Origin of the sequence: Gilliamella sp. B2923 (assembly GCF_026536565.1) — a bacterium.
Taxonomy (GTDB): domain Bacteria; phylum Pseudomonadota; class Gammaproteobacteria; order Enterobacterales; family Orbaceae; genus Gilliamella.
This window is the reverse complement of record NZ_JAFNNZ010000007.1, coordinates 73,544-99,950: the sequence shown is the minus strand read 5'-3', so window position 1 is coordinate 99,950 and position 26,407 is coordinate 73,544. Positions and strand designations below refer to the sequence as shown.

Annotated in this window: 15 protein-coding genes and 1 tRNA gene; 9 read left to right on the top strand and 7 right to left on the bottom strand. The window is 36.1% G+C overall.

What is annotated here, in order from left to right:
- Nucleotides 1-33 precede the first annotated feature (33 nt).
- Together ispE and lolB are read right to left on the bottom strand one after the other, a co-directional pair.
- Nucleotides 34-876 carry a 4-(cytidine 5'-diphospho)-2-C-methyl-D-erythritol kinase gene (ispE, locus tag J3U42_RS08810; RefSeq protein WP_267336236.1) on the bottom strand — a complete coding sequence of 281 codons (843 nt, stop codon included), beginning with the start codon at nucleotides 874-876 and terminating at the stop codon, nucleotides 34-36.
- Nucleotides 877-888: 12 nt separating this feature from the next.
- Nucleotides 889-1,512 carry a lipoprotein insertase outer membrane protein LolB gene (gene lolB, locus J3U42_RS08805; RefSeq protein ID WP_267336235.1) on the bottom strand — a complete coding sequence of 208 codons (624 nt, stop codon included), beginning with the start codon at nucleotides 1,510-1,512 and terminating at the stop codon, nucleotides 889-891.
- 177 nt (nucleotides 1,513-1,689) lie between these two features.
- On the opposite strand from lolB, the gene hemA reads away from it, so the two are divergent.
- The 4 genes from hemA (at nucleotide 1,690) to J3U42_RS08785 (ending at nucleotide 3,784) form a co-directional block, all read left to right on the top strand.
- The gene (gene hemA / locus J3U42_RS08800; protein ID WP_267336234.1) at nucleotides 1,690-2,961 is read left to right on the top strand and encodes a glutamyl-tRNA reductase; all 1,272 of its coding nucleotides are present in this window, start codon (nucleotides 1,690-1,692) and stop codon (nucleotides 2,959-2,961) included.
- Between the two features lie 36 nt (nucleotides 2,962-2,997).
- Nucleotides 2,998-3,252: a DUF1289 domain-containing protein gene (locus tag J3U42_RS08795; protein WP_267336233.1), complete on the top strand. Its 255-nt coding sequence runs from the start codon at nucleotides 2,998-3,000 to the stop codon at nucleotides 3,250-3,252.
- Nucleotides 3,253-3,355: 103 nt separating this feature from the next.
- A complete protein-coding gene (locus J3U42_RS08790) occupies nucleotides 3,356-3,598 on the top strand; it encodes a zinc ribbon domain-containing protein (protein WP_220219543.1) in 243 nt (80 codons plus the stop codon).
- 99 nt (nucleotides 3,599-3,697) lie between these two features.
- Nucleotides 3,698-3,784: transfer RNA gene (locus J3U42_RS08785), tRNA-Leu, on the top strand.
- A 225-nt stretch (nucleotides 3,785-4,009) separates the two neighbouring features.
- Here the strand turns inward: J3U42_RS08785 and J3U42_RS08780 are convergent.
- Complete coding sequence (locus J3U42_RS08780) at nucleotides 4,010-4,894, bottom strand: LysR family transcriptional regulator (RefSeq protein WP_267336232.1); 885 nt, start codon at nucleotides 4,892-4,894, stop codon at nucleotides 4,010-4,012.
- 158 nt (nucleotides 4,895-5,052) lie between these two features.
- Here J3U42_RS08780 and J3U42_RS08775 point away from each other — a divergent pair, with 158 nt between their 5' ends.
- Nucleotides 5,053-6,015: an aldo/keto reductase gene (locus tag J3U42_RS08775; protein WP_267336231.1), complete on the top strand. Its 963-nt coding sequence runs from the start codon at nucleotides 5,053-5,055 to the stop codon at nucleotides 6,013-6,015.
- Nucleotides 6,016-6,080: 65 nt separating this feature from the next.
- Here J3U42_RS08775 and dsdA read toward each other — a convergent pair whose 3' ends face one another.
- Both dsdA and dsdX read right to left on the bottom strand, forming a co-directional pair.
- Nucleotides 6,081-7,412 carry a D-serine ammonia-lyase gene (gene dsdA / locus J3U42_RS08770; RefSeq protein WP_267336230.1) on the bottom strand — a complete coding sequence of 444 codons (1,332 nt, stop codon included), beginning with the start codon at nucleotides 7,410-7,412 and terminating at the stop codon, nucleotides 6,081-6,083.
- A 23-nt stretch (nucleotides 7,413-7,435) separates the two neighbouring features.
- Nucleotides 7,436-8,773 carry a D-serine transporter DsdX gene (dsdX, locus tag J3U42_RS08765; RefSeq protein ID WP_416380454.1) on the bottom strand — a complete coding sequence of 446 codons (1,338 nt, stop codon included), beginning with the start codon at nucleotides 8,771-8,773 and terminating at the stop codon, nucleotides 7,436-7,438.
- Between the two features lie 205 nt (nucleotides 8,774-8,978).
- On the opposite strand from dsdX, the gene dsdC reads away from it, so the two are divergent.
- The 4 genes from dsdC to J3U42_RS08745 all read left to right on the top strand — a co-directional run bounded on the left by dsdC (nucleotide 8,979) and on the right by J3U42_RS08745 (nucleotide 13,530).
- A complete protein-coding gene (gene dsdC / locus J3U42_RS08760; RefSeq protein WP_220219550.1) occupies nucleotides 8,979-9,926 on the top strand; it encodes a DNA-binding transcriptional regulator DsdC in 948 nt (315 codons plus the stop codon).
- 370 nt (nucleotides 9,927-10,296) lie between these two features.
- Nucleotides 10,297-11,127, top strand: coding sequence for a MetQ/NlpA family ABC transporter substrate-binding protein (locus tag J3U42_RS08755; RefSeq protein ID WP_267336228.1), 831 nt, complete (start codon nucleotides 10,297-10,299; stop codon nucleotides 11,125-11,127).
- Between the two features lie 397 nt (nucleotides 11,128-11,524).
- Complete coding sequence (locus J3U42_RS08750; RefSeq protein WP_267336227.1) at nucleotides 11,525-12,427, top strand: endonuclease/exonuclease/phosphatase family protein; 903 nt, start codon at nucleotides 11,525-11,527, stop codon at nucleotides 12,425-12,427.
- Between the two features lie 197 nt (nucleotides 12,428-12,624).
- Nucleotides 12,625-13,530 carry an endonuclease/exonuclease/phosphatase family protein gene (locus tag J3U42_RS08745; protein ID WP_267336226.1) on the top strand — a complete coding sequence of 302 codons (906 nt, stop codon included), beginning with the start codon at nucleotides 12,625-12,627 and terminating at the stop codon, nucleotides 13,528-13,530.
- A 167-nt stretch (nucleotides 13,531-13,697) separates the two neighbouring features.
- On the opposite strand, the gene J3U42_RS08740 is transcribed toward J3U42_RS08745, so the two are convergent.
- On the bottom strand, nucleotides 13,698-19,688 hold the full coding sequence (locus tag J3U42_RS08740) for an alpha-2-macroglobulin family protein (RefSeq protein ID WP_267336225.1): 5,991 nt from the start codon (nucleotides 19,686-19,688) through the stop codon (nucleotides 13,698-13,700).
- A gap of 376 nt (nucleotides 19,689-20,064) precedes the next feature.
- Nucleotides 20,065-26,118, bottom strand: a complete 6,054-nt coding sequence (locus J3U42_RS08735; protein WP_267336224.1) for an alpha-2-macroglobulin family protein — start codon at nucleotides 26,116-26,118, stop codon at nucleotides 20,065-20,067.
- Between the last annotated feature and the right edge of the window lie 289 nt (nucleotides 26,119-26,407).

Genomic DNA, 26,407 nt, shown 5'->3' with positions numbered 1-26,407 from the left:
AGCCGCTTTAACTGAGTGCCTTAAGGTTAGATTTCATGATTGATATAAAGGCGAATGATTTAATGACCTTGCAATAAAACTACTCACCGACATGGTGTTATTAAGTTTAGCCTGTAATGCCAAAGCATGATCTTTTGATTGGCATTGACTAAAAACACATGCGCCTGTGCCGGTTAGTCGGGTAGGGGCAAATTGTGAAAGGTAATGGATTAACTCATCAATGTTGGGATAACGTTGACGTACCACTTTTTCACAATCATTACTGAGTTTATCAAAGGGAAGTGAAAGAAGCTCATCAATCGTTCGACAAGGTGTATCACGAGTCAGCTTAGGATCGTTGAATACCTCTATCGTTGACACTTCAATATTTGGGTAACTGACTAAATACCAATGTTCGGCAATATCAACACGTTGGAACTGATCGCCAATTCCTTCGGCAAATGCGGCATGTCCATAAATGAAAATCGGTACATCAGCGCCAATTTGACGCCCGATTTCCATTAATGTTTGTGTTGATAGATTAAGTTGCCATAAATGATTTAATGCAACTAGCACGGTGGCTGCATTGGATGATGCACCGCCAAGGCCGCCACCCATTGGTATTTTTTTATCAATACTTATCTCGACACCTAATTCCTGCCGATTGCTATAATTTTTTAATCGCTGTGCGGCAATGGTAATTAAATTTTTATCGGCAGGGACGTGATCAAATGGTGTTAATAATTTGATCTCATCACATGCCGTAACGTTAAATGTTAAGCTGTCGCAATAATCAATAAATTGAAACAGCGTTTGTAAATTATGGTAATTATCAGCACGACGACCAGTGATATATAAAAATAAATTCAATTTAGCAGGTGACAACCAGTGTTTCATTAGGTTTATCCATTATTGTAAAGTCCAGTTGCTGATTTTTAGGCGAACAAGATCCTCTTTATGGGTAAGTTCAATTGTTGCCGGTAAATCAATCTTTTTGTTGTGATAGGTATAGGTATCATAATTGGTAATTTTAAGCGCCCATTTATTATTGTTTTGCATAAATGAAGTGGCGGCTAATCTACCCAAATTATCTAATTTATCGGCATTTGGATCATCAGAATAACCTTTCAACCAATTGTGTAATGACTCAAGCGGAATGTTCACGTTAGTCACTCTTCTCATTAAACTTTCAACGTTTCTATCATCATAACGTCCACCGTCACTATCAGTCAGTTGAGCATAATCAGGCTCGGCTCTGAGCGTTAAAATATTGGTACCAATCGGTGTGGTTAATCTAATTTCGTAACGATTAGGTGATTGTTGTGTGATTAAGAAACGTCCATAGCTGCGGTTTTTTTCGCCGATATGGGCTATGCTACCTTTAACTTGAAAAGCGGTAATTTGTTTAAGTTCTTGTTGATGCATCTGCCATTGTTGCTGTGATGATGCCGTAGTTTGATATTTGGTCGTTTGACAAGCTGTAATTAGCAATGGCAAGCTTATAACAAGCAGATATTTTATTTTATTAAACATAAGTCAGCTCTTTAGTTAGTTTAGGCTAGGGTAGGATGATTATAACTGATAAATGAGCGAATAAGAAAATCTAACTGTAAATTAACCTTTATATTTTTTTTATGTATAATACCAACCCAAAGAACGCTTAATAAAATAATTATTTCTAATAAAAAATTTAAAATAAGAAGCATTGCAATGTCAATTACAATATTAGGTGTTAATCATAAAACAGCGCCACTAGCTTTAAGGGAAAAATTGGCTTTTCCTAATGAATTAGTCGAACAAGCGTTATCTAGTCTTTACCAACATCCTTTAGTGGAAGGCTGTGTTATTTTATCGACTTGTAACCGAACTGAAATCTACTTAAGTTATGAGCATCAAACTGACTATTTACGGCTTAAACAGTCTGTTGAAAACTGGTTAGCGCAATTTCATCATTTTGATATCAGCCATTATCGAGATTCATTTTATTGGCATGAAGGGCAACAAGCCGTTGAACATTTAATGTCAGTTGCCTGTGGTATCGATTCGATGATTATTGGTGAGCCGCAGATTTTAGGTCAGGTTAAGCAAGCTTATCACTATTCACAGCAACAAAATTGCTTATCGGTCAAATTAACTAAACTGTTTCAATCGATATTTCATGTTGCCAAAATTGTGCGTAGTCAAACCAATATTGGAGCCAATACCGCATCGGTTGCTTATGCTGCCTGTTTAGTTGCTCGCCAGTTATTTACTGATACCTCAAGCTTAAATATTATGCTGGTTGGAGCAGGGGAAACTATTGAGCTTATTGCCCGTTATTTAAAACCTCACAACTTTAATCATATCATTGTTGCTAATCGCACGGTTGAAAATGCATTAAAACTTACCGCAATTGTTGATGCTGAGATGATTGCTTTATCGGATATTGCAACTCGGCTAAGCGAGGTTGATATTGTTATTAGTTCGACAGCGAGCTTATCACCTATTATTAGTCAAACAATGGTTAAACAAGCATTACAGGCTCGAGATTATCGGCAGATGCTATTTATCGATTTGGCGGTGCCTCGTGATATAGAAGCGACAGTCAATCAACTCAAACCTATTCATCTTTATACTATTGATGATTTGCAACAAACGGTTGAGAATAATCTTGAACAACGTGCAATTGCCGCTCAAGAAGCCCACGCTATTATTCAACAGCAAGCGGAGATTTTTCTTGAATGGTTAAAAGCCAGAGAAGCGGTTGATTATATCGTACAGTATCGACGTAATGCCGAAAATATTAAGCGAGAGTTAGAACTCAAGGCTCGTAACGCTATCAAACAGGGTGCGAATATCGATGAGGTATTTGCCGAATTTTCGCATCGATTAACCAATAAACTGATTCATGCGCCAACTCAAACGTTATTACACGCAGCTGCGCATGATTGTGATGATTGTTTTAAAGTACTCAGTAAAGCTTTAGGGTTAAAGGCGCATTAAGCATCTATACAGCACCCTAAAAGGATGTGGTAAAAATTGGATCAGATTGAGTTTTTTGATATTCAAAGCCCTTGTAAGCGTGTTTGTGAGACCGATAAGCAAGGCTATTGTTTAACTTGCTATCGATCAAGAGCAGAGCGGTTTAACTGGTTAAAGCTATCTAATAGTCAAAAACAAGACGTGTTACGTTTATGCAAACAGCGAGCATTAAGGCGTCGCTATTTGCTAATACAGCAACAACGCCAGCAACATTCCACATCTACGACGCCACAAATGGAGCTGAACTTTTAAACTGTTATCATCCTGCTAAACTCATCTTGTAATCCTGTTAAACTCGGAGTAGGATTTTGTTATCCGTATGTGTTTCTTTCACTTGGTGAATTGGGATTAAATTATGAAAATGTGTATTGCCTGCGGTATGCCAATGACATCAATCGGCGATTATCCTTTACACGATATCTCCAAAAATTATTGTAAACATTGCGCTCATCAAGACGGGACGATGAAAACGTTTGATGAAAAATGGCAGGAAGTCACATTACGTTATGCAAAAGAGCACAATATCATTTATCCGGTGGCAAAACAGACCGCTTATGTCATTCTTAAAAAATTACCGGCATGGAAACGCAAATGGTAGCTGAAATTTTAGGCAACCAGAAGGCTTAACGATAATATCTGTTGCAGATATCGCAAAGCTTAGTATAATGCCAACGTTTACTTATTTACACTTCTTAATGCCAGTGTGGCGAAATTGGTAGACGCAGCGGATTCAAAATCCGCCGCCCTTAAAAGCGTGTCGGTTCGAGTCCGACCACTGGCACCACTTAAACATCAAATAAACCGATGTAATAAATTATCTCTCTTTTATCGAACAGCCAAACAACGCACTTCGTAATAATTAAACCTAATAGCAAATACTCAGTTTTTACACCCCAATCTTAAGTACTTATCTCAAAAGCGAATAGGGAGCAATTGTTAAATATTCTTTAGATTTAATAAAATTTTATCCAAAATAAAGACTAGAAGAATGATTGAAATTGGTTACCGGTCAGGGGGATTTTAATGCCTCTACCACCAATTTGAAAACGTTTGAGTGACCTTTACGGCTTGGGTAGTAGATATAAAAAGGTTCATAGGTTATGGCAAATTTGGGTAAGAGTTCGATTAAGGTTCCATTAGCGAGTTCTTCTTCAACTTCAAGGCGACCGATCCACGTGATGCCTAGCGCATCTAAGACTGCTTGTTTGCGTATATGATTATTGGTGGTGAATTGAGAGGTTGGCTGATAATTGACGATTTTACCATTTTCGATAAATTCCCAGGTCAATTCGCTAGCATGCTGGGCAGAGATTCTTAATCCGATTAGCTGGTGATGATCTAAATCGCTTATTTTTTCCGGTAATGTTTTATTTTTGAGGTAACTCGGGCTTGCTACCAGTGCCATTTTTAATGGATCAGAGATTTTTACTGCTATCATCTCTTTAGGCAGATCATTGCCGATCCGACACCCCATATCATATCCTTGTTTAACAATATCCGCCCAATTATTATCAGATTGAATTTCAATTTTAACTTGTGGATAACGTTTTAAAATATGGCGGAGTTTGGGGTAAAGAATTGTTTGCGTTGCCAGACTGGACGCATTAATTTTAATTGTTCCCGAAGGTGTACTTAGAAAGTCAGATAAGGCGTTAACTTCGTTATTAATGGAATGAAATAATGGGGCGATTTGCTTATAGAGTTGATCGCCTGCTTCGGTTAATGACATACTTCTTGTTGTTCGATTAAATAAACGAAGATTTAAACGACTTTCAAGACTCCGCATACTATGGGAGAGGGCGGAGGAAGAGACGCCTAGGGATTTTGCCGCTTTGACAAAGCTCCCGGCTTTGGCGATTGTGATAAAGTAATTTAACTCATTAAAGTTATACATATGCAGTATATTGATGAATATTATTCATGATACTATAAATCAATCACTTATTTATCTCAATCAATATTGTGATTACAATGATTTTATCAGCTAAGGGCTATGTGCCGATCGCAAAATAGGTCTTTAGATCATCATGTCGCAGTTAAAGAGAGGATATTATGGATTATGTAAAACTAGGCAATACCGATATTGAAGTTTCACGTTTTTGTTTGGGTTGCATGAGTTTTGGCGATCCAGCCAGTAAAATGCACGCTTGGACGCTCAATCCGGATGAGAGTGAAACAATTATTAAGCATGCACTTGATTTAGGCATTAATTTTTTTGATACCGCAAATACCTACTCGGCCGGCACCAGTGAAGAATATGTAGGTCGAGCAATTAAGAGAAATATCCAGCGAGATAAGGTGGTTTTAGCCACTAAAGTCTATTTTAATGAAGGCCATTTATCTAAGGGCGCGATTGAAAAAGAGATTGAAGGCTCGTTAAAAAGACTAGGTACCGATTATATTGATTTGTATATTATTCACCGTTTTGACTATAGTACGCCAATTGAAGAGACCATGGAAGCATTGCACAAGCTGGTTAAAGCCGGGAAAGTAAGAGCTTTAGGCGCATCCGCCATGTATGGCTATCAATTTTTTAATCTGCAACTTGCCGCTGAAAAAAACGGCTGGACCAAGTTTGTGTCGATGCAAAATCACTATAATTTATTATATCGTGAAGATGAGCGTGAATTGATTCCGATTTGTAAACAATTTAATGTCTCATTAACGCCGTATAGTCCTTTAGCTGCGGGTAGGTTGGCACGCTCGCAATGGCATACCGATACGTTACGTAGCCAAACAGATCAAACCGCTATCGCCAAATATGACGGAATGGAGAGCGCCGATAGAAAAATTGTGCAAAGAGTGCAGGAACTTGCCGAAAAACATCATGTCACTATGACTCAAATTGCGTTAGCATGGCAATTTGCCAAAGGAGTGACGTCGCCAATTGTTGGTGCTACAAAAACACAATATCTTGATGATGCTGTCGGGGCTTTGTCGGTATCATTATCCGATGACGAGATAACCTATCTTGAAGAGCTTTATGTAGCGCATCCAATTGTCGGCGCACTTTAATTTTTTGTTTTAGATTTGTGATTTACTGACAAATATCAAGGTGATATTTGTCAGTAAGGGAAGTTTTAACTTCTTCCCGCTTGCAAATATTTTTGCATCTCTTCACTTGGCACCATTCCACCGCCGGTTGCCCAAACTAGGTGGGTTGCATTTTGCAACTGTTCAGCGGTAAATTGCATACGCTCTAAGTATGGCGCATCGCTTGTTACCACAATTGGCCCTAACATTCCGGCCAGTGCTGAAGGTTCAAGTTGAATATGTTCAGTTTTATCAAGTAATGTCAATAGATCATACATGTCCTGATCTGACAGCGTATAATAGCCGTCTAACAGACGTTCCATTGCTCTACCGACAAATCCTGAAGCTCGTCCAACTGCTAAGCCGTCCGCTGCTGTAAGATTATCAATGCCGATATCTTGTACCGCGATTTCATCGTGCAGACCGGTATAGACACCTAATAGCATACAAGGCGAGTGGGTTGGTTCGGCAAAAATACAATGAACATTATCACCAAATGCCATTTTTAGCCCAAAAGCAACACCGCCCGGTCCACCACCAACGCCACAAGGCAGATAGACAAATAACGGATGCTGTTTATCGACTTTAATACCCATATGATCGAACTGTTGTTTTAATCGTTCTCCGGCAACCGAATAGCCTAAAAATAGTGTTGTTGAATTTTCATCATCAATAAAGAAACATTTAGGATCGGATTGTGCCGCTTTTCGCCCTTGTTCAACAGCTACGCCATAATCTTGTTCATATTCGACAACGTTAACCCCGTGTGAACGTAATTTCTGTTTTTTCCATTCACGGGCATCGGCTGACATATGAACACTGACTTTAAACCCTAATTTGGCACTCATAATACCAATAGATAAGCCGAGATTACCGGTTGAACCGACTGCAATACTGTATTGACTAAAAAACTGTTTGAAATCATCAGAGAACAACTTGCTATAGTCATCGTTTTTAGTGAGTAAACCATTTTCTATTGCCAATTTTTCAGCATGGGTTAACACTTCATAAATGCCCCCTCGTGCTTTAATCGACCCCGAAATAGGTAAATGGCTGTCTTTCTTTAAAAATAGCTGACCGGCAAAATTGGTTTTATAACGCTCTTCCATTGCTTTTTTCATATTGGCAATTTCAACAACTGGCGATTCAATAATCCCTTGTGTTGCTGCAGTTTCCGGAAACGCTAAAGCAAGATAAGGTGCAAAGCGTTTTAGCCGTTCGCTGGCATCGGTAATATCCGATTTATCAAGCCCGACGTAAGGAAGGGCAATGTCCAATGTGGTTATGTTGGGATTGAACCAACTGCATGGTTGAAGTTTGATCAGTTTATCTACTAGTGGTTTATCTTTAACTAGTGCTTTCGTATCGATTTGACTCATATACGCTCCTTGTTGTTGAATCATTAAATAAAATTAGATAACACGAAAGTGCCTATTAGTGCAACAATTGATGCAATAAAGGTGGCTGTTGTGTAATACTTGAAAATTTCGCTCATTGTTGCTCCGCAATATTGTTTGACGAGCCAAAATAGTGAGTCAGTGACAATCGTACAACCAATAGCGCCAGATCCAATAGCTAATGTGATAATCTCCGGACTGATACCGGGATACATCGACATCATTGGCGAAACAATAGCCGTTGCCCCCATCATGGCAACCGTCGCTGAGCCTACAGCGGCATGTAAGATAATGGCGACTAACCAGGCTAATAAAATAGGGTGCATCTCCAGATGTGATAAGATGCCCGCTAAACTATCACTTAATCCGCTGGCTTTTAAGATACCATTAAATGCGCCGCCAGCCCCAATAATTAACAGAATATTGGCAATAGATGAAAAACAATCTTCTGTTTTTGTCAATAATGTTGCCATGCTCATATGGCGCTTAATACCTAGAATATAATAGGCGACAAATGCAGCAATAAACATAGCGGTAATTGGATTACCGATAAATTCAAGTATGGAGTAGACGGTGCTGGTTTTGTCCATATTTAATTCAGCAGTGGTTTTAATCAACATTAGAATAATAGGCAGTAATACGGTAAACAGGGTTGCGCCTAATGAAGGTAACTCCTCTTCAGTTCGCACTTTTAAATCGGAAAATTGTTCCGGTACAGCTTTGAAGGGAATTTTATTTTTAATCATTCGTAAAAAAATCGGCCCGCCCGCTAATGACGCAATTAATCCGATAATTAAACCATAAATAATCACACTACCAATATCCGCGCCTAATGCATTGGTGACATATAATGCAGCAGGGTGTGGTGGTACAATGCAGTGCACTGCCATTAACGCAGTACATAAAGGGATGGCTAACAATAATAACGAGGTTTTGGTTTTTTTAGCTATTGAGAATGCTAACGGGATAAGTAATACAACCCCAACCTCAACAAATAGAGTGATACCACAGATCAAGCCGACTAACACCATAATGACATCAGGGGATAACCAACGGCATTTTTGTAGGGTGATCCCAATGCGCTCTGCGGCACCGGAAATCTCCATCATTTTACCTAAAATTGTTCCTAAACCGATGACGGCAGCTAAAAAACCCAGCGTGCCACCGATGCCATCTTGAATCGATGATATCATTGTTAGTGGTTTCATTCCCATTAAAGCACCCACATAAAAACTGGATAATAATAAGGCTAAAAAAGGATGAAGTTTACATTTGACGATACTAATTACAATTAACAAAATACTTGTTACTAAAACACCTAAAACCCAAAATTGTGAATCCATCATGTTTTCCTTGTATAGTAAAGAGTGAGTGAGTATTAGATTTTAAGCATCCCAAACTGACAAATGATTAATAATCACGTTAGCATGAACTAGTTTCAGTTAAAGATGTGATTTGTATCATGAAATTAATAATTTGTGATCAATTGGATATGTTTTCAGCAATATTTATAGTTTAATAACGGAATTTTTCAGAAAGGAGAGAGTAATGTTTGATGATGATCGCATTTTTACAACTAATCGATTGGTTTCACGTTATCAATTAGCAAAGTTTCACACTTTTGAAGCAGCCGCGCGTTACTGTTCTTTTATTCAAGCAGCTGATGAGTTATGTATTAGTCCGAGTGCTGTTAGTCATCAAATTAATAAGCTGGAGGAGGAGTTAGGTTTTAAACTGTTTATTCGGTCACATCGGCGTATTAAATTAACCAATGACGGTGAAAATCTATTTAATATTCTAAAAAAATCTTTGGCTCAGTTAAATAAAGAGATTTTAGAAATCAAAAGTCAGGAGTTAGCCGGCCAATTAACGATTTATGCCAGACCGACTTTTGCTCAAGGTTGGCTGGTGCCTAGAATCTCAGAATTCATTACCAAACACCCGTATATCACGGTCAATATTTTAACAGGTAATGAAATGATTAATTTTAACCAGCATCGCATTGATCTGGCGATCTATTATGATGATTTAGAACATAAGGATTTAAATTGTTACCATTTAATGCATGAATCGATTACCCCTGTTTGTAGTGCAAAGTATGCAGAGAGATATAATTTAAATGATCACTTTGATAACCTTAAACACTGTTTTTTATTACACGATTATCAAGCATGGGGTTATGATTCAAACTTTGATGAATGGGAGACATGGCAGCGACAATTTAATCTAAATTATGATTTTTATTCAATTCCGATGATGTTATTTGACCGTTCTGATTTGGCGTTAACCGCAGCTATGAATCATACCGGTATTGCAATGGGGCGGCATCATATCATTAAAAAATACATTGAGTCGGGTGAATTGATTATCCCGTTCCCGGATATGGTTGCAACTTGCAAACAGCGTTACTATATTATTACCGGAAGTAACCAGCGTAATCCTAAAATAAGGGCATTTATTAAATGGGTGAAAGAGAGTATGAATCGAATTAATTAGATTTTACATGCAGGTTAGACGGTTATTTAGGACAGATTTATCAATAGTGCGATAAAATAGCGTTATTATTTGTAATCTCCTTTCAATAATACCACGCCTTACTTGATTAAAAACTTATTTAATTTTGTTTGACTTTATACCTTTTTGTTATTATTAATGAATCGCTTTGATGTTTCTGTTTCACTTAAGCATAAACATCAGAGCAATTTAATTTTTAATTAATATATATTCTTTATTAGAATAACTATATAATTTTTCTGTATTATCACGTTTTATCATACCTATCTATAATGTTATTACGATAAGTAATACACATTTTCCTAAATGAGTTGAACGATTCATTTAATCAATAGAATAAAAAGGAGTAATAATGAAAAAATATCTCTATTTGCCATTGTTTATGATGTTAGGACTGTCTTTGATTGGTTGTGATCGTAAATCAGAATCGGAGCAAGCCAATAGCGCTGACAAAAAAGAAATCGTGGTAGGTTTGCCACCAAGTATGCATAACATTTTAATGGAAAAAGTCGTTAAACCGGAACTGGAAAAAAAGGGCTACACAGTTAAATTAGTTAATTTTAGTTCATTAAGAGATGCTAATACGGCGCTGGTTGAAGGAAGTATTGATATGAATGCCGCTCAGCATCAAGCTTATCTTGATGTCTACAATAAAGAGACAAATAATGATTTGGTTTCGTTAGTTCATATTCCTTCCATATCCGCAGCACTGTTTTCCCAAACACATCGTTCTGTCAATGAGATAGCCCCTAATCAAACAATTGCTATTCCTAATGATCCTTCTAATACTGCTCGGGCACTGTTATTACTGCAAGAGTTAAATTGGATCAAACTTAAGCCAAATACCCCAACCGGTACCGCCAGTCTGAATGATATTGCCGAAAATAAATACAATTTGCAGTTTAAACTTTTATTATCTGAAATTATTCCTCGCACCTTAGGTGAAGTGGATTATGCAATTATGCCGGGCGGTGTAGCATGGCTTAGCAAAGTGCCGGCTGATAATGTATTATTTCAGGAAAAATTATCACCGAATCTGGAATTAATGGTGGTTGTCAAAAAAGAGAATCTCAATACCCAATGGGCAAAAGATGTTAAACAACTTTATCAATCTGAAGCATTAAGAAAGTTTATCAATGAAGATCCCGAAGCCAAAGGGCGTTTTATTTGGCCTCAAGGTTAATTCATTATTACGTTGCTGAGTTTAACATATCCTAATTAGACAATTAGGATATTTTTTCTATCCGATTATCTTTACCCAGTAGATTGAAAAAACGCTTAGCTAATTTAAAACCGATTAAATGATTTTTTAAAATAAGTTGAAATGACTAAAAAAGTTTTAATAAAGCTTTTAATTTGGCTAGCTGTTTGATGAAAAAATTTTAACCCAAGTTCTGTCTGTAAAAAGCTTTAGATTTTCCCCTTATTCTTATCGAACTAAATTGATTAATGATATTCGTCAATGAGTTAAAGATGAATAATATTGACATAGGTCACATAAATTGTAAAAACCGTTTTGTAGAAATAGCAATCAATATGATACTTGTTATATCAATTAATATTATAGAAAGGAATATCTTATGATTAAAAGCAAATTAAAAATGGCCGCACTGATTGGTAGTCTTATTTTCAGCACTTCAACCGCATTGGCTGCAATTGAAGATGTTAAAGAGCTTAAGATGATTAGTTATAATGTCTATAACGGCATGAAATTAGATGAATCAGAGGGTAAACAGAAGTTTATTGATTGGGCGAAAGCACAAGATGCCGATATAATCGCCTGGCAAGAGATGAACTTTTTTACCCGTGAAAAGCTCGAAAAATTTGCCGCCAGTTATGGGCATAAGTATGCGGTATTATTGAAAGAATCACCTGATGATCCTGCGTTTTTCCCGGTAGCTATTACTTCTAAATATCCGATAATTAATGTGCAAAAAGTTGTCGATAATTTATGGCATGGTGCGCTATATGCTGATATCGGTAATTACCATTTTGTTGTCACCCATCTGAATCCTTTCTGGACGGCTAAAAGAATTGATGAGATGAATTTAATTATCGATTCAATCAAATACAGTCGTGATCCTAACGGTAAATGGATTATAGCAGGGGACTTAAATTCATTCTCGCCGGCAGATAAGAAAGAGTATGACTCAAGTAATTTACTTAATGATATTAAAGAAAAACAGAAAAAAAGACCTATCTTAGAAAACTTAGTCAACGGTCAGCTCAGTTATACTGTGCAACAAAATCTTATTGATGCAGGCTTTATTGATGCATTAAAAATAAAGAATAAAGATTTTATTGCCACTGCACCAACCAAAGTATTTTATGATCAAGCATCCACACCACTTCGCTATGATTATATTTATGTGTCACCCAAACTGAAAGATGATGTCATGGATGTTCAAGTTTTGAAAGATGAATTTACTGATAATTATTCCGATCACTATCCGGTGCAAATGATAATAAAAAATACTAAATAATTTAGTCTTATACGCTAAAAAGCCATGCAGTTATCTCATGGCTTTTTTATTGTGGTTAGAAAATCAATGATAACTTATTTAATAATAAAAATTTAACTTGTGATACAGATCGCATTTAAAAGCGTATATCTATTTTAGTATAGGTAAGTTTGAAAAAATTCAAACTTTTAAGCACATTTTGCTATAGGAAAAAACAGATGAAAAAACAATTTTTTGTATTAGGGCTAGTTGGATTATTGGCTTGGTTTTCTCATGCTTATGCATCACAAGATTTAGTTCAGTCGCAGTATTATAGCTCGCCAAACAAAGTATATGAAAAAGATAAACAACCGCAAATTACCGTTGCAAATTACAATATAGCGGGTGGATTAAGAAAGCATAACGTTGATCTTGATTTAGTCGCTAAAGCGATTAAATCGATGAATGCGGATATCGTCACACTGGAAGAAGTCGATCAAAATACCACACGCAGTAACGGCTTAGATCAAGCCAAAATCATTGCCGAAAAAACCGGTATGTATTACGCCTTTGGTAAAGCGACCGATATGAAAGGCGGCAATTATGGTAATGCAATATTATCTAAGTATCCAATTGAAAAAACAAAGGTGTTTTTGTTGCCGTCGGGCGATTATGAACAACGAGCATTGATGCTAAGTAAAATCAACCTGCCGGGTTTTGATTCTCCTATCTATATTTTTAACTCTCACTTTGATTGGCATGAAGAAGATGAGGTAAGAATGTCACAAGCACGATTTATTAATAGCATCGTTTTTGATGATCTGGATTTAGACGAGGAGTTTCCGAATCTTGCTTCCGGCATAATGATTTTATTGGGTGATTTTAATTCGGTTAAAAATGATCGAGTTGTTAAAGAGTTTGAAAAATATTGGACTTTAGTTAAACAAGAAAATGTTGATACCCGAACATGGCCAGCCGGAAATCCCGGATTAGATCTTGACCATATATTCACTAGCCGTAATCAGGTATGGGAAGTTGAAAAATTAATTATTCCAAATAACGGTGAAGAGTGGAACGGGATTAAATGGCCTTTAGTGAGTGATCATATTCCGGTTATTGCCACTTTAAAACTGATTGAACAGTAAATAATTGGGCATTATGCCCATTTCAATTCCAATATGAAAGCCAATCTTAAATCGATTGATAAAAGCCGTATCGATTTGCTTACAAGGCGATGAATATCGGCAATTAAAATAAAAAAACGGGCGATAAGCCCGTTTAAACTGTATTACCCAACAATTAAGATAAATGATTATTGTTGTGGCACAACCATGATTTTGCTTCCACCTTTAGAAACCGCATGAATATCACGATCATACATTGCTTCACCAAATGCAGGCGGAACGTGGTAACTACCTATATTTGTGGCTTTTATTTGATAAGTGAATGCTTGAATCTTATTGTTGTAGGTAGAGCCATAAATAATGACCCGATCTTCACGGACATCAGTATATTCAGGATACCATGTGTTTCCACCAGTTTTTAACGCTATCGGTGATCGCCAACTGTAATCGTAGCCTTCATCCTCGGCGTATTGATCATCGTACTCATTTTCATCCTCGTCAGCATCCTTTTGCTCCGGATTAATCGCTTGTTGTACGACTTCAAATCCGGCTGGTAGTAAATCAACAATGGCAATATTGGTCGCACCTTGATCAGCTATGGCACGTACTTTGACCGTTACATTGATTTTATCTCCCAGTTTGACTTGCTCAATCGGCGCACCATTTTGGTCGGTGTATTCTCGATAGATTTCAAGCCCGGACTTAATCGGCTCGCTTGGAATATTTTTATCATAACCTTGTTGTGAAATCATATACCATGCAGGGTAATCGGTACTGTTTTTCACATTCAAGGTTTTATCCGCTTCGCTAAATTGTCCTTTGGTTAAAATGCCTTTCAAATTAGCAATGATTCTTTGTTTATCGGTATCTTTTGATGTCGCACTAATCTGGAGTGAATCAGGCTTTAATTGCGCATTGGCGATACTTGATGAATAACTGCTTAAGGCTAATATTGTCATTGCCGCCGATTGGGTTGTGTATTTTTGCTTATTGAGCATTAAAACCATGTTTTCCAACGCTTGAGCAGGGATGTCTTTCACTTTTTCAGGGAAATGTTTACTGATAAAGTGGATGTTGCTGGCATTGATGACTAATGGATCATAATAGTTATGCGTCCACCAAGCTTTGTTATAAGCTTTTGACATTTCTTGCCAAATTGGTTTTAAGATTTTATCTGCCTCTTTGTCCATTTTGAGCATCTTGTAAGAAGATGCAATGTACATAGCGATAATATCAGTTTCCCATGCTGATGAATTATAGTTATTATTGAGATCTTGTAAAATGGATGCTAAATAGCTGGTCGTTATCCTATCTTGTCGAGTTAATAAATAACTGGCATAAGCACGTAACCGTAAATTATAGAAATCTTTCTTATAAGATGTAGCTAATTTTTCCAAATATTTATTGGCATTATCGAGCATTTTTTGTGGAACAGCTTGCCCCATATCTTTTGCTTCAAGCATAAAGTTAACCGCATATAATGTAATAAACGGATCAACATTATAAGTTGAATACCATAATCCAATAGCGCCTTCACTATTTTGACGTGATTGCAAAATTTGGAACAATTCCGATAAAGGGGTAATGCCTTCTTTGGCTGCTAAATTAAATTCACGATAGCTGCCGCCAACTAAAACAGGAATCGCCCGACTTAGAATTTGCTCTGAACAGTAGTGTGGATAGTCCTGCAAATAGGTCGCTAAACCTTTGCTCAGCACAAATGGCGAGAAAGAGACCAATGCATCACGTTTACTATAACTATTAAACATATCCCTTAAATCAGTAAAGGTTTGTTTATGTCCATCCATTCGTCCCATCATGGTGGTTAAGCGATATTCAGTAAGTGGGCGAACAGAAAGACTTACGTCATGCTCTACTTTAATTTTACCTGCGGTCGCGGAGAAATGCAGATCAGCGCTGCCAAATTGAGTGTTGGCTTTAAACTTAAACTTCAGTACTCCATTTTTGCCATTAGCCAGCTCAATCGTTTTTTTGCTCTCACCGATAATTGAAAGGTGTGGGGTTGTTGTGACATCGATATTAATTGCGTTAGCTTTATCGTCAGCATTTTCAATCAAATTAGTCACATTAAGCGCCACTTCAAATTCATCATTTGGTGCGGCAAAGTAGGGGGCATTAGGTTGTAATACAATATCATTACTTACCGTGGTTGACATTTGGGTATGACCCATGGTTTTCTCGCCTACCGAAACGGCCATGATTCGAATTTTCCCATTAAAATAATTAGGCACTTGATATTCAACGGTTTTATTACCGTTAACATCAATAATACCCGACCAATAAGCGACAGGTTCATCTATTTTACGTTTAAATGGATTAAGATGACCGGATAGCACATCATCATTATCGCCGTCGCCTCCCGGTGCTGAATGGGTGATTAAATGACGAAACTCCGGCAATATCTGATCTAAAATTTGTGACGTTCGTACTGAGAGCGCCTTTTTACGTAAAAAGCTGTTTAACGGATCTTTAAGTTTATAATTCGAAACTTGTAAGATCCCTTCATCTACCGCAAAAATCACCACTTTTTGCGGGCTGTTGGTATGCAAAGTAATTGGGAGTTTGTCACCCGATTTTATTTTTGCTGGTGCTTGTAGCGACAATTTATCGTCAAACTGATTGTTGGTAATTTTAAATGGTATAACACCGTAGCTTAACGGGCTCATAAATATTTCATCGGAATTTGGATCACGAATAAATTGAACATTAATGTAGCCATTACCACTCATATTTTTAGGCAGTTTGATTTTTTGGACGGAACTGGTTGTATTAGTATGGAACCATTTCCATGCATAAACTTTATCCCGCTCGATAGTGATAATACCGCTACCGACATATGGCGCGTTGATTGCGATCTCAATTTCATCGCCCGGATTAAACTGGGTTTTATTGATCTTAAGTTCTAACTCTGCATTGCGGTCTAATTGACGTGTCACATTTGAATTACCTACAACGGTGTAACGAGTTTTATACAATAGCTGATTATCTTTATCCATAATTTGAATAATATAATTACCCGGATTTTGCGTATCTAATTGATAAATTGTTTTATCTTTGTTAATCGCAAAAGGTTGCTCTGAGATAACTGACTCTTTCAAACGTGACTCAAATTGATAAGTATTTGACGGTTGCTTAACCAAAATTGAAACATATTTTTGTTCGGTGACAGACAGTGTTAAATCACTCAGTTCAATTTTTTCAAGAATTGGGTTGATAGCAATAATATCTAAATAACGATCTGAATCTTTATTAATGTAAGATAAATTGCCGTCAGATTTAGCACCGACAATATAATCACTAGGTGATACAAATGTTGTTGCAGTTGCAGCTACACTTCGGCCACTATCCGGCTCAAATACTTCGGTTAGCATTTTAAGCATGTAATTGCCTTCAAAGCTTTCCATATTTTTATGAAGGTCGATTTTAACTTGGCCATTTTCATCGGTTTCTTCTTCATCTAATTCGACTTTGAAGCTTTTTCGATGCGCTGAAATCGATTCATAAAAGCTATAATCTTCATACTTTTTGAAGTGCGGGTAAGAAGGTTCAAGGATTACACTATTTGTTACACGGCGATCAGCGGCATCAGTACCGATTAAATTTTTAGCGGTAATTTCAGCTTGTAACTGTTCGGGTTTCACCCAACCTTGTTTAATGTCCGGTAATAATTTTAACGAGACGGTCGTTTTATCCGGTTCAAACTCACGAATCACAATCGAACTTGTGCCTAATAAGATTCGTTCATCTTCGTTATCGTCTTTAAGATATAAATAGATATACCAATCACCCGTTGGGGAGCTGTAGTTGGTTTTATAACTTAATTCATTGAATCCTGATTTATCAAGGACAATGGGTTTTTTTAATACCAAATTAGATTGAGCATCATAAATTTCTGCTTCCAATGTTATGCCAGTCAATGAATTAGCCCAGTTTTGTGCTCTGACAATGGTTCCAATATGAAACGTGTCACCCGGACGGTAAACGCCGCGATCTGAGAAGATATGGGAACGTAATTCACCACCTTTGATTGTCTCAACAATACCACCTATATCAAATCGTGATAAGTTAAGATCACGATCATAGCTGGAGATAGGTAAGAAAGATAAATCTCTATCTTTTTCAACCACAAATAACAGTGGTTTAATACCTCGATAGTATTCTGACAATGCTGAGAATTTAACATGTCCAGTGTGATCGGTCTTTTTGGAAATAATGGCAACGCCATTCATTCCCATAACCGTTACTTTAGCATTACTAACCGGAGCACCACTTGCAATTGATTGGATAAACAGGTCATAAGATTTGTCGAGCGACTTTTTGGCAATAATTCCCAGGTCGGTCACTACCATAAAGCGTGAACTCATAAAACGGTCGCCATCATAATCATCGCCATAGGCTCTAAGTAAAAATACCCCTCGATTTTTCCTATCTTTATTATTGGCTGTTAAATATTTAGAAAGATCAACTTCTGTTTGTGTAATGGCTTGAAGGGAGCCTTTTACCTCTTTCCTGACTGTATATTTTTCAACAAAGTGATCATTATCCATTTCGCCAAAATCCATATCTTCAAAGTCGTAAGATTGGTTAAATGAGATTAAATGTTGTAATTGAGAAGGGATAACCCGATCGATTTCAAGTCTTAAATTACTAAAGTTACGGGAGACGAGTGCTATTTTTTTCTCACCCGATAGTGATAATAACGATCCTGATGCGGCAAAATCGACAAGTTTTGGATATTCTGGAACGGTTAATATATGCCGATAACTATTTTTTAAGAAATAACCATTTTGAGCAGATAAAGGTTGGTTAACTTCGATATAAAGTTTTGATTTTTGATCTGCATCTATTTTGAAACTCAGTACAGTTTGATAAGCGTGTTCAGTTGCGATTGGTTTTATCTCAATCGGTTTAGCTTTTTCTAGCTCTTTTTCTGGTACCTTAAAGATACTTTGGTTTCTACGTGTTATTTCATCGTAATAGTAGTGATGTTCGTAGTTGCTTGTGCTTTCACTTAATTGCCAAACTTTAACCACCTTAGTGAGATCTTCCGATTTTACCGGATGTGTTAAAGAGACAATTAATACTTGTTGTATCTTTTCATTGCTTTCTTCAACAAGTTTCACATCAGCATTAATAATACCAAGATTATATTTGTCCGGAATGGCAACTTTTGAATTGGCAATTGATTCAACTGGTTTGCCACCCATAGTGGAACTTACACCTTCCATAATGGTTAGTTTCGCATACCCCGGTTTTTCTAAAAATGGGACAGGGCTACTTTTGATATGGGCAATGGTGTCATCTTGTTCGTAAGCGATAGTAAAATCGATATTATTGAGAAATTTGTCTTGGTGATAATCTACTCCATCTTCGTACATTGCAAGCTTTATGTTTTTTTCAAAAGTGGGCTTATCTACTGTGTGGGAAAAATATACTGTATATAAAACATTTCTCACATTGTCTTGAGTCGGATCTGAGTAGAGTTTACCTTGATAGCCTAAACTGTAATTGAAAGAAGGTGTGGTGAAAGTGATGCCGGGTAAATCTCCCGGTAGATAACTGTTTTCTGCTAACAATTTAGAGTCATCTAAGGTAATGTTATACTCAGCGCCAAGTGGCCAATAGGCAACGTTAGGCTTGAAAGTAATCGTTCTATCATCGCTCCATTTCCACGTTCCTTCAATTTGCGGTGTTATCGTTATTCCTTCGGTAATTTCTTTATTTACTTTGTCTAAAGGGGCAGGAGAGCGAATATCGCCAACAAAATAGAGGGTTAATTGATCATAAGATCTATTTGGCGGCGTAATTCGCACACTGTAATTTTGTTTAACAATTGGGGCAGGTATGATAGGTTGTGGACGGTTTAAATACCAATGGTAAGCATAGTTTGCACCCATATAAGTAAGTGTTCCAAGAATTATTGTCGATCCTATCAACAATTTTCTTTTATTCAATGCATTACCAATTGCATTATAAATGGCTTTTGCCTTTGGTAACCAACTCGGTGTAGACCAATTAATTTCACCAATAATTGGGCTAAAAAGCCAGAAAATAGCTTTAATCAAATAAAATAAAAATACGATGAAATAGCGTATTATTTCCCAACCTTTTTGCAAAATGTAAAAAGGTAATTGCAGAATAGATCGTAGTAATTCCATTTTAACTTATCCCTTAATGCTTATAGACAGATCAGATCTAATAAAGCTTTATAATGATTATTTTTTACTAAAACGTAGGGTATTTCTGAAACTTCTTGACAAGGATTAGAAAAGACCAACAAATATAATTAATAAAACAAGTGATAAATTATACTACTTTGCGTAAAAACATGATATTAAAAATCTTAATTTACGATCTTTTTTAGGTATGCGCTGGCGATATGTAATTGTATTTTCATAGGGTTTATTGAGAGGAAGTTAATAGTTTCGCTATTTGTTGATCATTAATGCGATCATTTGTTTATTCTCCATTAAATATTCGGTAAAAAAAACGGGCGATAAGCCCGTTTTAAAATCGATATGTCTAGTTGTTTAATCATTGTTGTGGTGGTGATACCACTTTAATTTTGTTGCCTGCTTTTGATATCGCTTGAATATCACGATTATACATTGCTTCAGCAAATGAAGGTGGAATGGTATAAGTTCCAACATTGGTGGCTTTTATTTGATAAGAGAATTCTTTTACCGCGCCTTGGTCAGTAGAACCATAGATAATGACTCGATCTTCACGGACGTCGGTATAATCAGGATACCAAGTGTAGCCATGGGGTTTTATGGCTATCGGTGATTGCCAACCGTTTTGCTCATCGCCATTTTCATCCTCATTATCACTTTGCTCCGAGTTCATGGCTTGTTGTACCACTTCAAAGCCGGCAGGCAATAGATCTACAACTGCAATGTTGGTCGCACCTTCTTGAGATAGGGCTTGAACTTTGATCGTGACATTAATTGTCTCTCCCAGTTCGACTTGTTCAACAGGTTTGCCATTTTTATCGGTAAATTCACGATAGATTTCAAGTCCGGATTTAATCGGCTCGTTTGAAATGTTTTTATCATAGCCTTGCTGTGAAATCATATACCATGCAGGTAAATCGGTAACGTTATTTACATATAGGGTATTATCCTCAGCAGCAAATTTCGCTTTCGCCAGTATACCTTGTAAATTGGCAATCAATTTTTGTTTATCGCTACCTCTTGATGCTGTACTAATTTGTAGTGAATCGTTGGTTAATTGAGCATTGACAATATTTGAAGAATAATTGCTTAATGCCATTATTGTCATTGCTGCTGATAGCGTTGTGTATTTTTGCTTATTGAGCATTAACACCATATTTTCCAACGCTTGGGCAGGAATATCTTGTGCTTTTTCTGAGAAATGCTTGTTAATTAGGTAAATTTTGCTTGCATCTACCACTAATGGATCATAGTAGTTATTTGTCCACCATGCATTATCATAAGCTTTTTCCATTTTTTTCCAGACAGGTTTTAATAATTCTTCAGCTTGTTTATCCATTTTGAGCATCTTGTAAGAAGATGCGATATACATAGCCATAATATCGGTTTCCCATTCAGAAGCATCATATTTTCTATTTAAATCGGTTAAAAGGGATGCTAGATAGTTGGTCATTATTTTATTTTGCCGGGTCAATAAATAAATAGCGTAAGCTCGTGAACGTACTTGATTTAAATCAAAAGCAACACGATTTACTAAATATTCTAGATAGTGATTAGCATTATCGAGCATTTTTTGTGGAATAGCTTGTCCCATATCTTTTGCGTCAAGCATAAAGTGAACCGCATATAATGTCACAAACGGATCCTCTTCATTGGTTGGATACCATAATCCAATAACACCTGAACTATTTTGGCGTGATTGCAGAATTTGGAACACATCTGATAGAGAAATATTTTCTTCTTGAGAAATTAAATCAAATTCAGCATATATCTTTGCGACTAAAGCAGGGATAGCACGACTAATAATTTGCTCAGAGCAGTTGTGAGGATAATTTTGCAAATATGTCCCCAATCCTTTACTTAGTACAAATGGTGAATAGGATGCCGATGCCTGACGTTTACTAAATTCACTGTACATATCCCTAAAGCCAGTAAACTCTTGTTTGTGACCATCGATTCGTCCCATCATCGTGGTGAGACGATATTCGCTACTCGGTCGAACAGAAAGACTGATATCTCTTGTTACCTTAATATCACCAGCTACGGCAGTGAAGTGCAGATCAGCATTGCCAAGCTGAGAATTGACTTTAAAGTTAAAATTCAATACGCCATTTTTACCGGTTGCCAGCTCGATTGTTTTTTCGCTTTCACCGATAATTGAGAGGTGTGGGCTAGTTGTGACATTAACACTAATTGGAATAGTTTTATCACCCATATTTTCAATTAAATTTGTCAGATTAAGGCTAACTTCAAATTCATCATTTGGCGTTGCAAAATAAGGCGCGTTTGGTTGCAACACAATATCATTATGTACTGTTGTTGATGTTTGCGTGCGCCCCATGGTGTTTTCACCCACTGAGACAGCCATTATTCTTAACTCACCGTTAAAATAGTTAGGAACTTGATATTCAACGGTTTTATCTCCGTTTACATCAATAATACCTGACCAATAAACTATCGGCTCATCGCCTTTGCGTTTAAATGGATTGAGATGACCGGCAAATTCCATATTATTTCCGTTATCTCCCCCTGGTGCAGAACTATAAATTAGGTGTCTAAACTCTGGCAAAATCATATTCATAATTTGTAAAGTTTTAACAGATAGTTGCTTTTTAGCAAAGAAACTGTTTAAAGGATTTACGAGCCTATATTTTGTAATTTGTAAGATACCTTCATCAACCGCAAAAATAATGGCTTTTTGCGGGGAATTACTATGCAAGGTAATAGGAAGTTTATTACCCGATTTTATTTTTTCTGGTACTTGCAAGGTGAGTTTATCGTCAAACTGGGTAGTACTAATTCTAAATGGTACAACACCATAGCTAAGCGGACTGAGGAATATTTCTTCAGAGTTTGGATCTCGAATAAACTGTATATTAATATAAGCATTACCGACAATATCTTGCGGTATTGTGATCTTTTGTATTGAGCTAGTTGTATCAGTGTGGAACCATTTCCATGCATAAACCTTATCCCGCTCGATAGTGATTATACCGCTACCAACATATGGGGTTTTAATAGCGATTTCTATCTCATCTCCCGGATTATAATTGGTTTTATCAATTTTAAGATCTAACCCTGAATTACGGTAAAATGAACGTTCATAATTTGAATCCCCTTTAACTTCGTACTGAATTTTGTGTAGTAAATTATCATTCTTATCCCTGATTTCAATAATAAAATTACCCGGGTTTTGCGTATCAAACTGATAAATTGTTTTATCTTTGCTGATCGCAAAAGGCTTCTGTGATATTAGCGAGACTTTTGAACGTGATTCATATTGATAGTTATTAGACGGTTGCTTAACCAAAACAGAAACTTTTTTCTCTTCAAAAACTGAGAGTTTCAAATCATTGAGATCAATTTTTTCCAGTAATGGATTGATAGCAATAAATTCCAAATAATTTTTAGAATCTTTGAAAAAATTCCAATCATAATTGTCTTTTTTAACCCCAACAAGGTAATCATTAGGCGATACTAATGTTGTTGCTGTTGCAGCGACACTTCGCCCACTATCAGGTTCAAAGACTTCGGTTAGCATTTTGAGTATGTAATTGCCTTTAAAACTATTGAGATTTTTATAAATATCGACATTAACAATACCATTTTCATCGGTATTTTGTTCGTCTAATTCTACCTTGAAACTTTGATCGTTAACTAAAGAAGAACTATAAAAATAATAATCTTCATATTTTGTAAATTGAGTGGAAAACGGCTGAAGAATTAATGTATTTGTTACACGGCGATTAGCTGCATCTGTTCCAATCAAATTCTTAGCGGTAATTTGTGCTTTTAATGTTTCAGGTTTTCTCCAGCCTGCTTTAATTTCTGGTAATAATTTTAGTGATACCTGTGTTTTATCCGGTTCAAATTCACGAACAATAAATGATTCAATGCCTAATAAAATTCGTTGCTTTTCATTGTCATTTTTTAGATATAAATAGATAAACCATTCACCGGTAGGGGAACTATAACTGGTTTTATAACTGATTTCATTAAAACCTGAATTATCAAGCACTATTGGTTTTTTCAGTGCTATATTAGATTTGGCATCATGGATTTCTGCTTCTAACGTTATGCCGGCTAATGATTTAGCCCATTTTTGTGCTTTAACAATGGTACCGACATGTAAAGTATCGCCGGGGCGGTAAATACCACGATCAGTAAAGATATGTGAGCGTAACTGACCACCGTCAACGGTTTCTTCTTCACCATATGTCCCAAATCGTGAAAATTCTAAATTTGTCGAGCTTTTGTCAATCGGCAGAAACGATAAATCTTGATCTTTCTCAACAATAAATACAACTGGTTTTACACCTTGATCATATTCAGATAACGGTAAAAATTTGACATGTCCGCTTTCATCAGTCACTTGTGACGTAATAGTCACACCGTTGATACCCATGACAGTCACTTTTGCGTTGCTGACCGGTTCCCCTGTATTTATTGACTGGATAAACAGATCATAAGAGTTGTCGAGAGATTTCTTGGCAATAATTCCCAAATCTGTTACGACAATAAGACGTGATTGCATAAAATTATATTTGATTTTATTTGGTTTTTGATGTTTACCATCATCATTAAGACCATCATTACCATAAACGGAGAGTATAAAGACGCCTCGATTTTTAACATCATTGGTATTTTTAGTTAAGTAACTGGTTAGATCGAAGGCGGTCTCTTGAACTGATTGAGCTGGACCCGTTATTTCTTTAGTAAATACAAATCTATCGACAAAATGGTCATTAGAATTACGTCCAAAGTCCATATCTTCCAAAGAATAACCTCTATTAAATGAAGGTAAATGATGAAGCTGAGAAGGGATAACACGATCAATTTGAAGTTTCAAATGTTTAATGTTTCGAGAAACCAATAGTATTTTCTTCTCACCAGAAAGCGATAACAAAGAACCTGATGAAGTAAAGCTAGCAAATTTCGAATATTTTGGTACGGTTAAAACTTTTTTATATTCTTCGCCAAGAATATAACCATTTTGCGCAACTAAATTTCGGTCGATAACAATATAAAGCTTAGATTTCTGATCAGCTTGTAAGTCAAAACTCACTACCTTATTATCATTGTCTTCACCTTTTCTTAGTTTTAATTCAACAGGTTTAGCTTGTGCGAGTAATTTCTCATCGACGTAAATAGAGCTTTGTTCAAAATATCTCTCAAAACTATAATTATAATCATCATCATCATCATCATCATCATCATATTTTTTTTCTTCATCGTTATTATTTTTATTGTTATCTTCAGGTAGTTGCCAAACTTTAATCATTTTAGCTAATTCTTCATCGTTGACTACTTGAGATAAAGAAATATTTAATACTTGTTTTAGGTCATTATTAGTGCCTGAAACAATATCTAGTTCACTGTCAATGATTTCAAGATTATATTTACCCGGTAGGTTGATAGTTGAAGCAACTGTTGTGAAAACCGGAGCACCACCAAGTGAGGAAGTGACACCTTTATCTATCTCTATTTTGAGATAACCAGGATTTTTCAGTATTGGAAGCGCACTACTAGTGATATAGGCAACAGTATTATCTTCATTATAAGCAAGAGTAAAATCGATATTTTCTAAAAATTTATCATCTTTATCTTTGTCATCAATTATTTCATAAAGTGAAAGTTTTATGTTTTTTTCTAAAGTTTGTTTATCTACAGGATAATTAAAGGTAATTGAATTGATGACTTTGAGCGCGTAATCTTGTGTCGGATCGTAAAAAAGTTTGCCTGTTGGATTTAATTTGTAGTCAAATTCAGGTGAAATAAACGTGTGGTATACAGAATTTTTTTTTAAAAAATTATTATCGGCTAACAGTTTTTTATCATCTAAGTTTACTTGATATGTTTCTCCTAGTGGCCACGACTTTGTGAGCGGTTCGAATATTATGGTATTGTCATTAGCCCATACCCAAGTACCTTCTATTTTAGGCGAAATAGAAATCCCTTGAGTAATTTCTTTATTGATTAGTTCTAATGGGGCTGGCGAGTGAGACGATCCCAAAAAGTTAACTTTCAATCGATAATCTTTGAAAGTAGGCGGATCTATTCTGACAGTATAAGTGTTCTTAACATTGGTGGCTGCTTCTACTGGTTTAGGGCGGTTTAGATTCCAATGATATAGATAGTTGATAGAAATTATCGCAATTGCAGTGACGATAATTGTTGAACCGATCAACAGCTTTCTTTTATTAAGCGCCATGCCAATTGAATCATAGGAAGTTTTTATTTTTGCTAACCAGTTGGGTAAAGACCAATGGCAATTTATCTCACCAATTATTGGGGTAAATAGCCAGAAGATTCCTTTGATTAAGTAAAATAAGAAAATAATAAAATAGCGTATTATTTCCCAACCTTTTTGTAATAGGTAAAAAGGCAATTCAAGAATAGATCGAAGTAACCCCATTGTATACTTATTCCTTATAGATAGATTTGATAAAAATTATTGTATTTATACTGAAACGTATGGTATTTCTGAAACTTCTTTACAAGTGTTTTTTAAAACAAATCCCTGTAAATAGACTTTGAAAAGAAATTGTAAAGAATTATACATCTTTATGTAAAAATAAGATAGAAAAAAATGGCAAAAAACAGTCTTTTTCTGGCGATATTTCATGCGATTATGTTTGTGAATTATCTTAAATGAAATTGGTTAAAACCATTCAATCATACGTTTTGGATAAAGGTGGTGATTG

Excerpts from the sequence above, each read along its gene's own strand:
- ispE (WP_267336236.1), bottom strand. The coding sequence starts at position 876 with ATGAAACACTGGTTGTCACCTGCTAAATTGAATTTATTTTTATATATC.
- lolB (WP_267336235.1), bottom strand. The coding sequence starts at position 1,512 with ATGTTTAATAAAATAAAATATCTGCTTGTTATAAGCTTGCCATTGCTA.
- hemA (WP_267336234.1), top strand. The coding sequence starts at position 1,690 with ATGTCAATTACAATATTAGGTGTTAATCATAAAACAGCGCCACTAGCT.
- J3U42_RS08790 (WP_220219543.1), top strand. The coding sequence starts at position 3,356 with ATGAAAATGTGTATTGCCTGCGGTATGCCAATGACATCAATCGGCGAT.
- J3U42_RS08780 (WP_267336232.1), bottom strand. The coding sequence starts at position 4,894 with ATGTATAACTTTAATGAGTTAAATTACTTTATCACAATCGCCAAAGCC.
- J3U42_RS08775 (WP_267336231.1), top strand. The coding sequence starts at position 5,053 with ATGGATTATGTAAAACTAGGCAATACCGATATTGAAGTTTCACGTTTT.
- dsdA (WP_267336230.1), bottom strand. The coding sequence starts at position 7,412 with ATGAGTCAAATCGATACGAAAGCACTAGTTAAAGATAAACCACTAGTA.
- dsdX (WP_416380454.1), bottom strand. The coding sequence starts at position 8,773 with ATGGATTCACAATTTTGGGTTTTAGGTGTTTTAGTAACAAGTATTTTG.
- dsdC (WP_220219550.1), top strand. The coding sequence starts at position 8,979 with ATGTTTGATGATGATCGCATTTTTACAACTAATCGATTGGTTTCACGT.
- J3U42_RS08755 (WP_267336228.1), top strand. The coding sequence starts at position 10,297 with ATGAAAAAATATCTCTATTTGCCATTGTTTATGATGTTAGGACTGTCT.
- J3U42_RS08750 (WP_267336227.1), top strand. The coding sequence starts at position 11,525 with ATGATTAAAAGCAAATTAAAAATGGCCGCACTGATTGGTAGTCTTATT.
- J3U42_RS08745 (WP_267336226.1), top strand. The coding sequence starts at position 12,625 with ATGAAAAAACAATTTTTTGTATTAGGGCTAGTTGGATTATTGGCTTGG.
- J3U42_RS08740 (WP_267336225.1), bottom strand. The coding sequence starts at position 19,688 with ATGGAATTACTACGATCTATTCTGCAATTACCTTTTTACATTTTGCAA.
- J3U42_RS08735 (WP_267336224.1), bottom strand. The coding sequence starts at position 26,118 with ATGGGGTTACTTCGATCTATTCTTGAATTGCCTTTTTACCTATTACAA.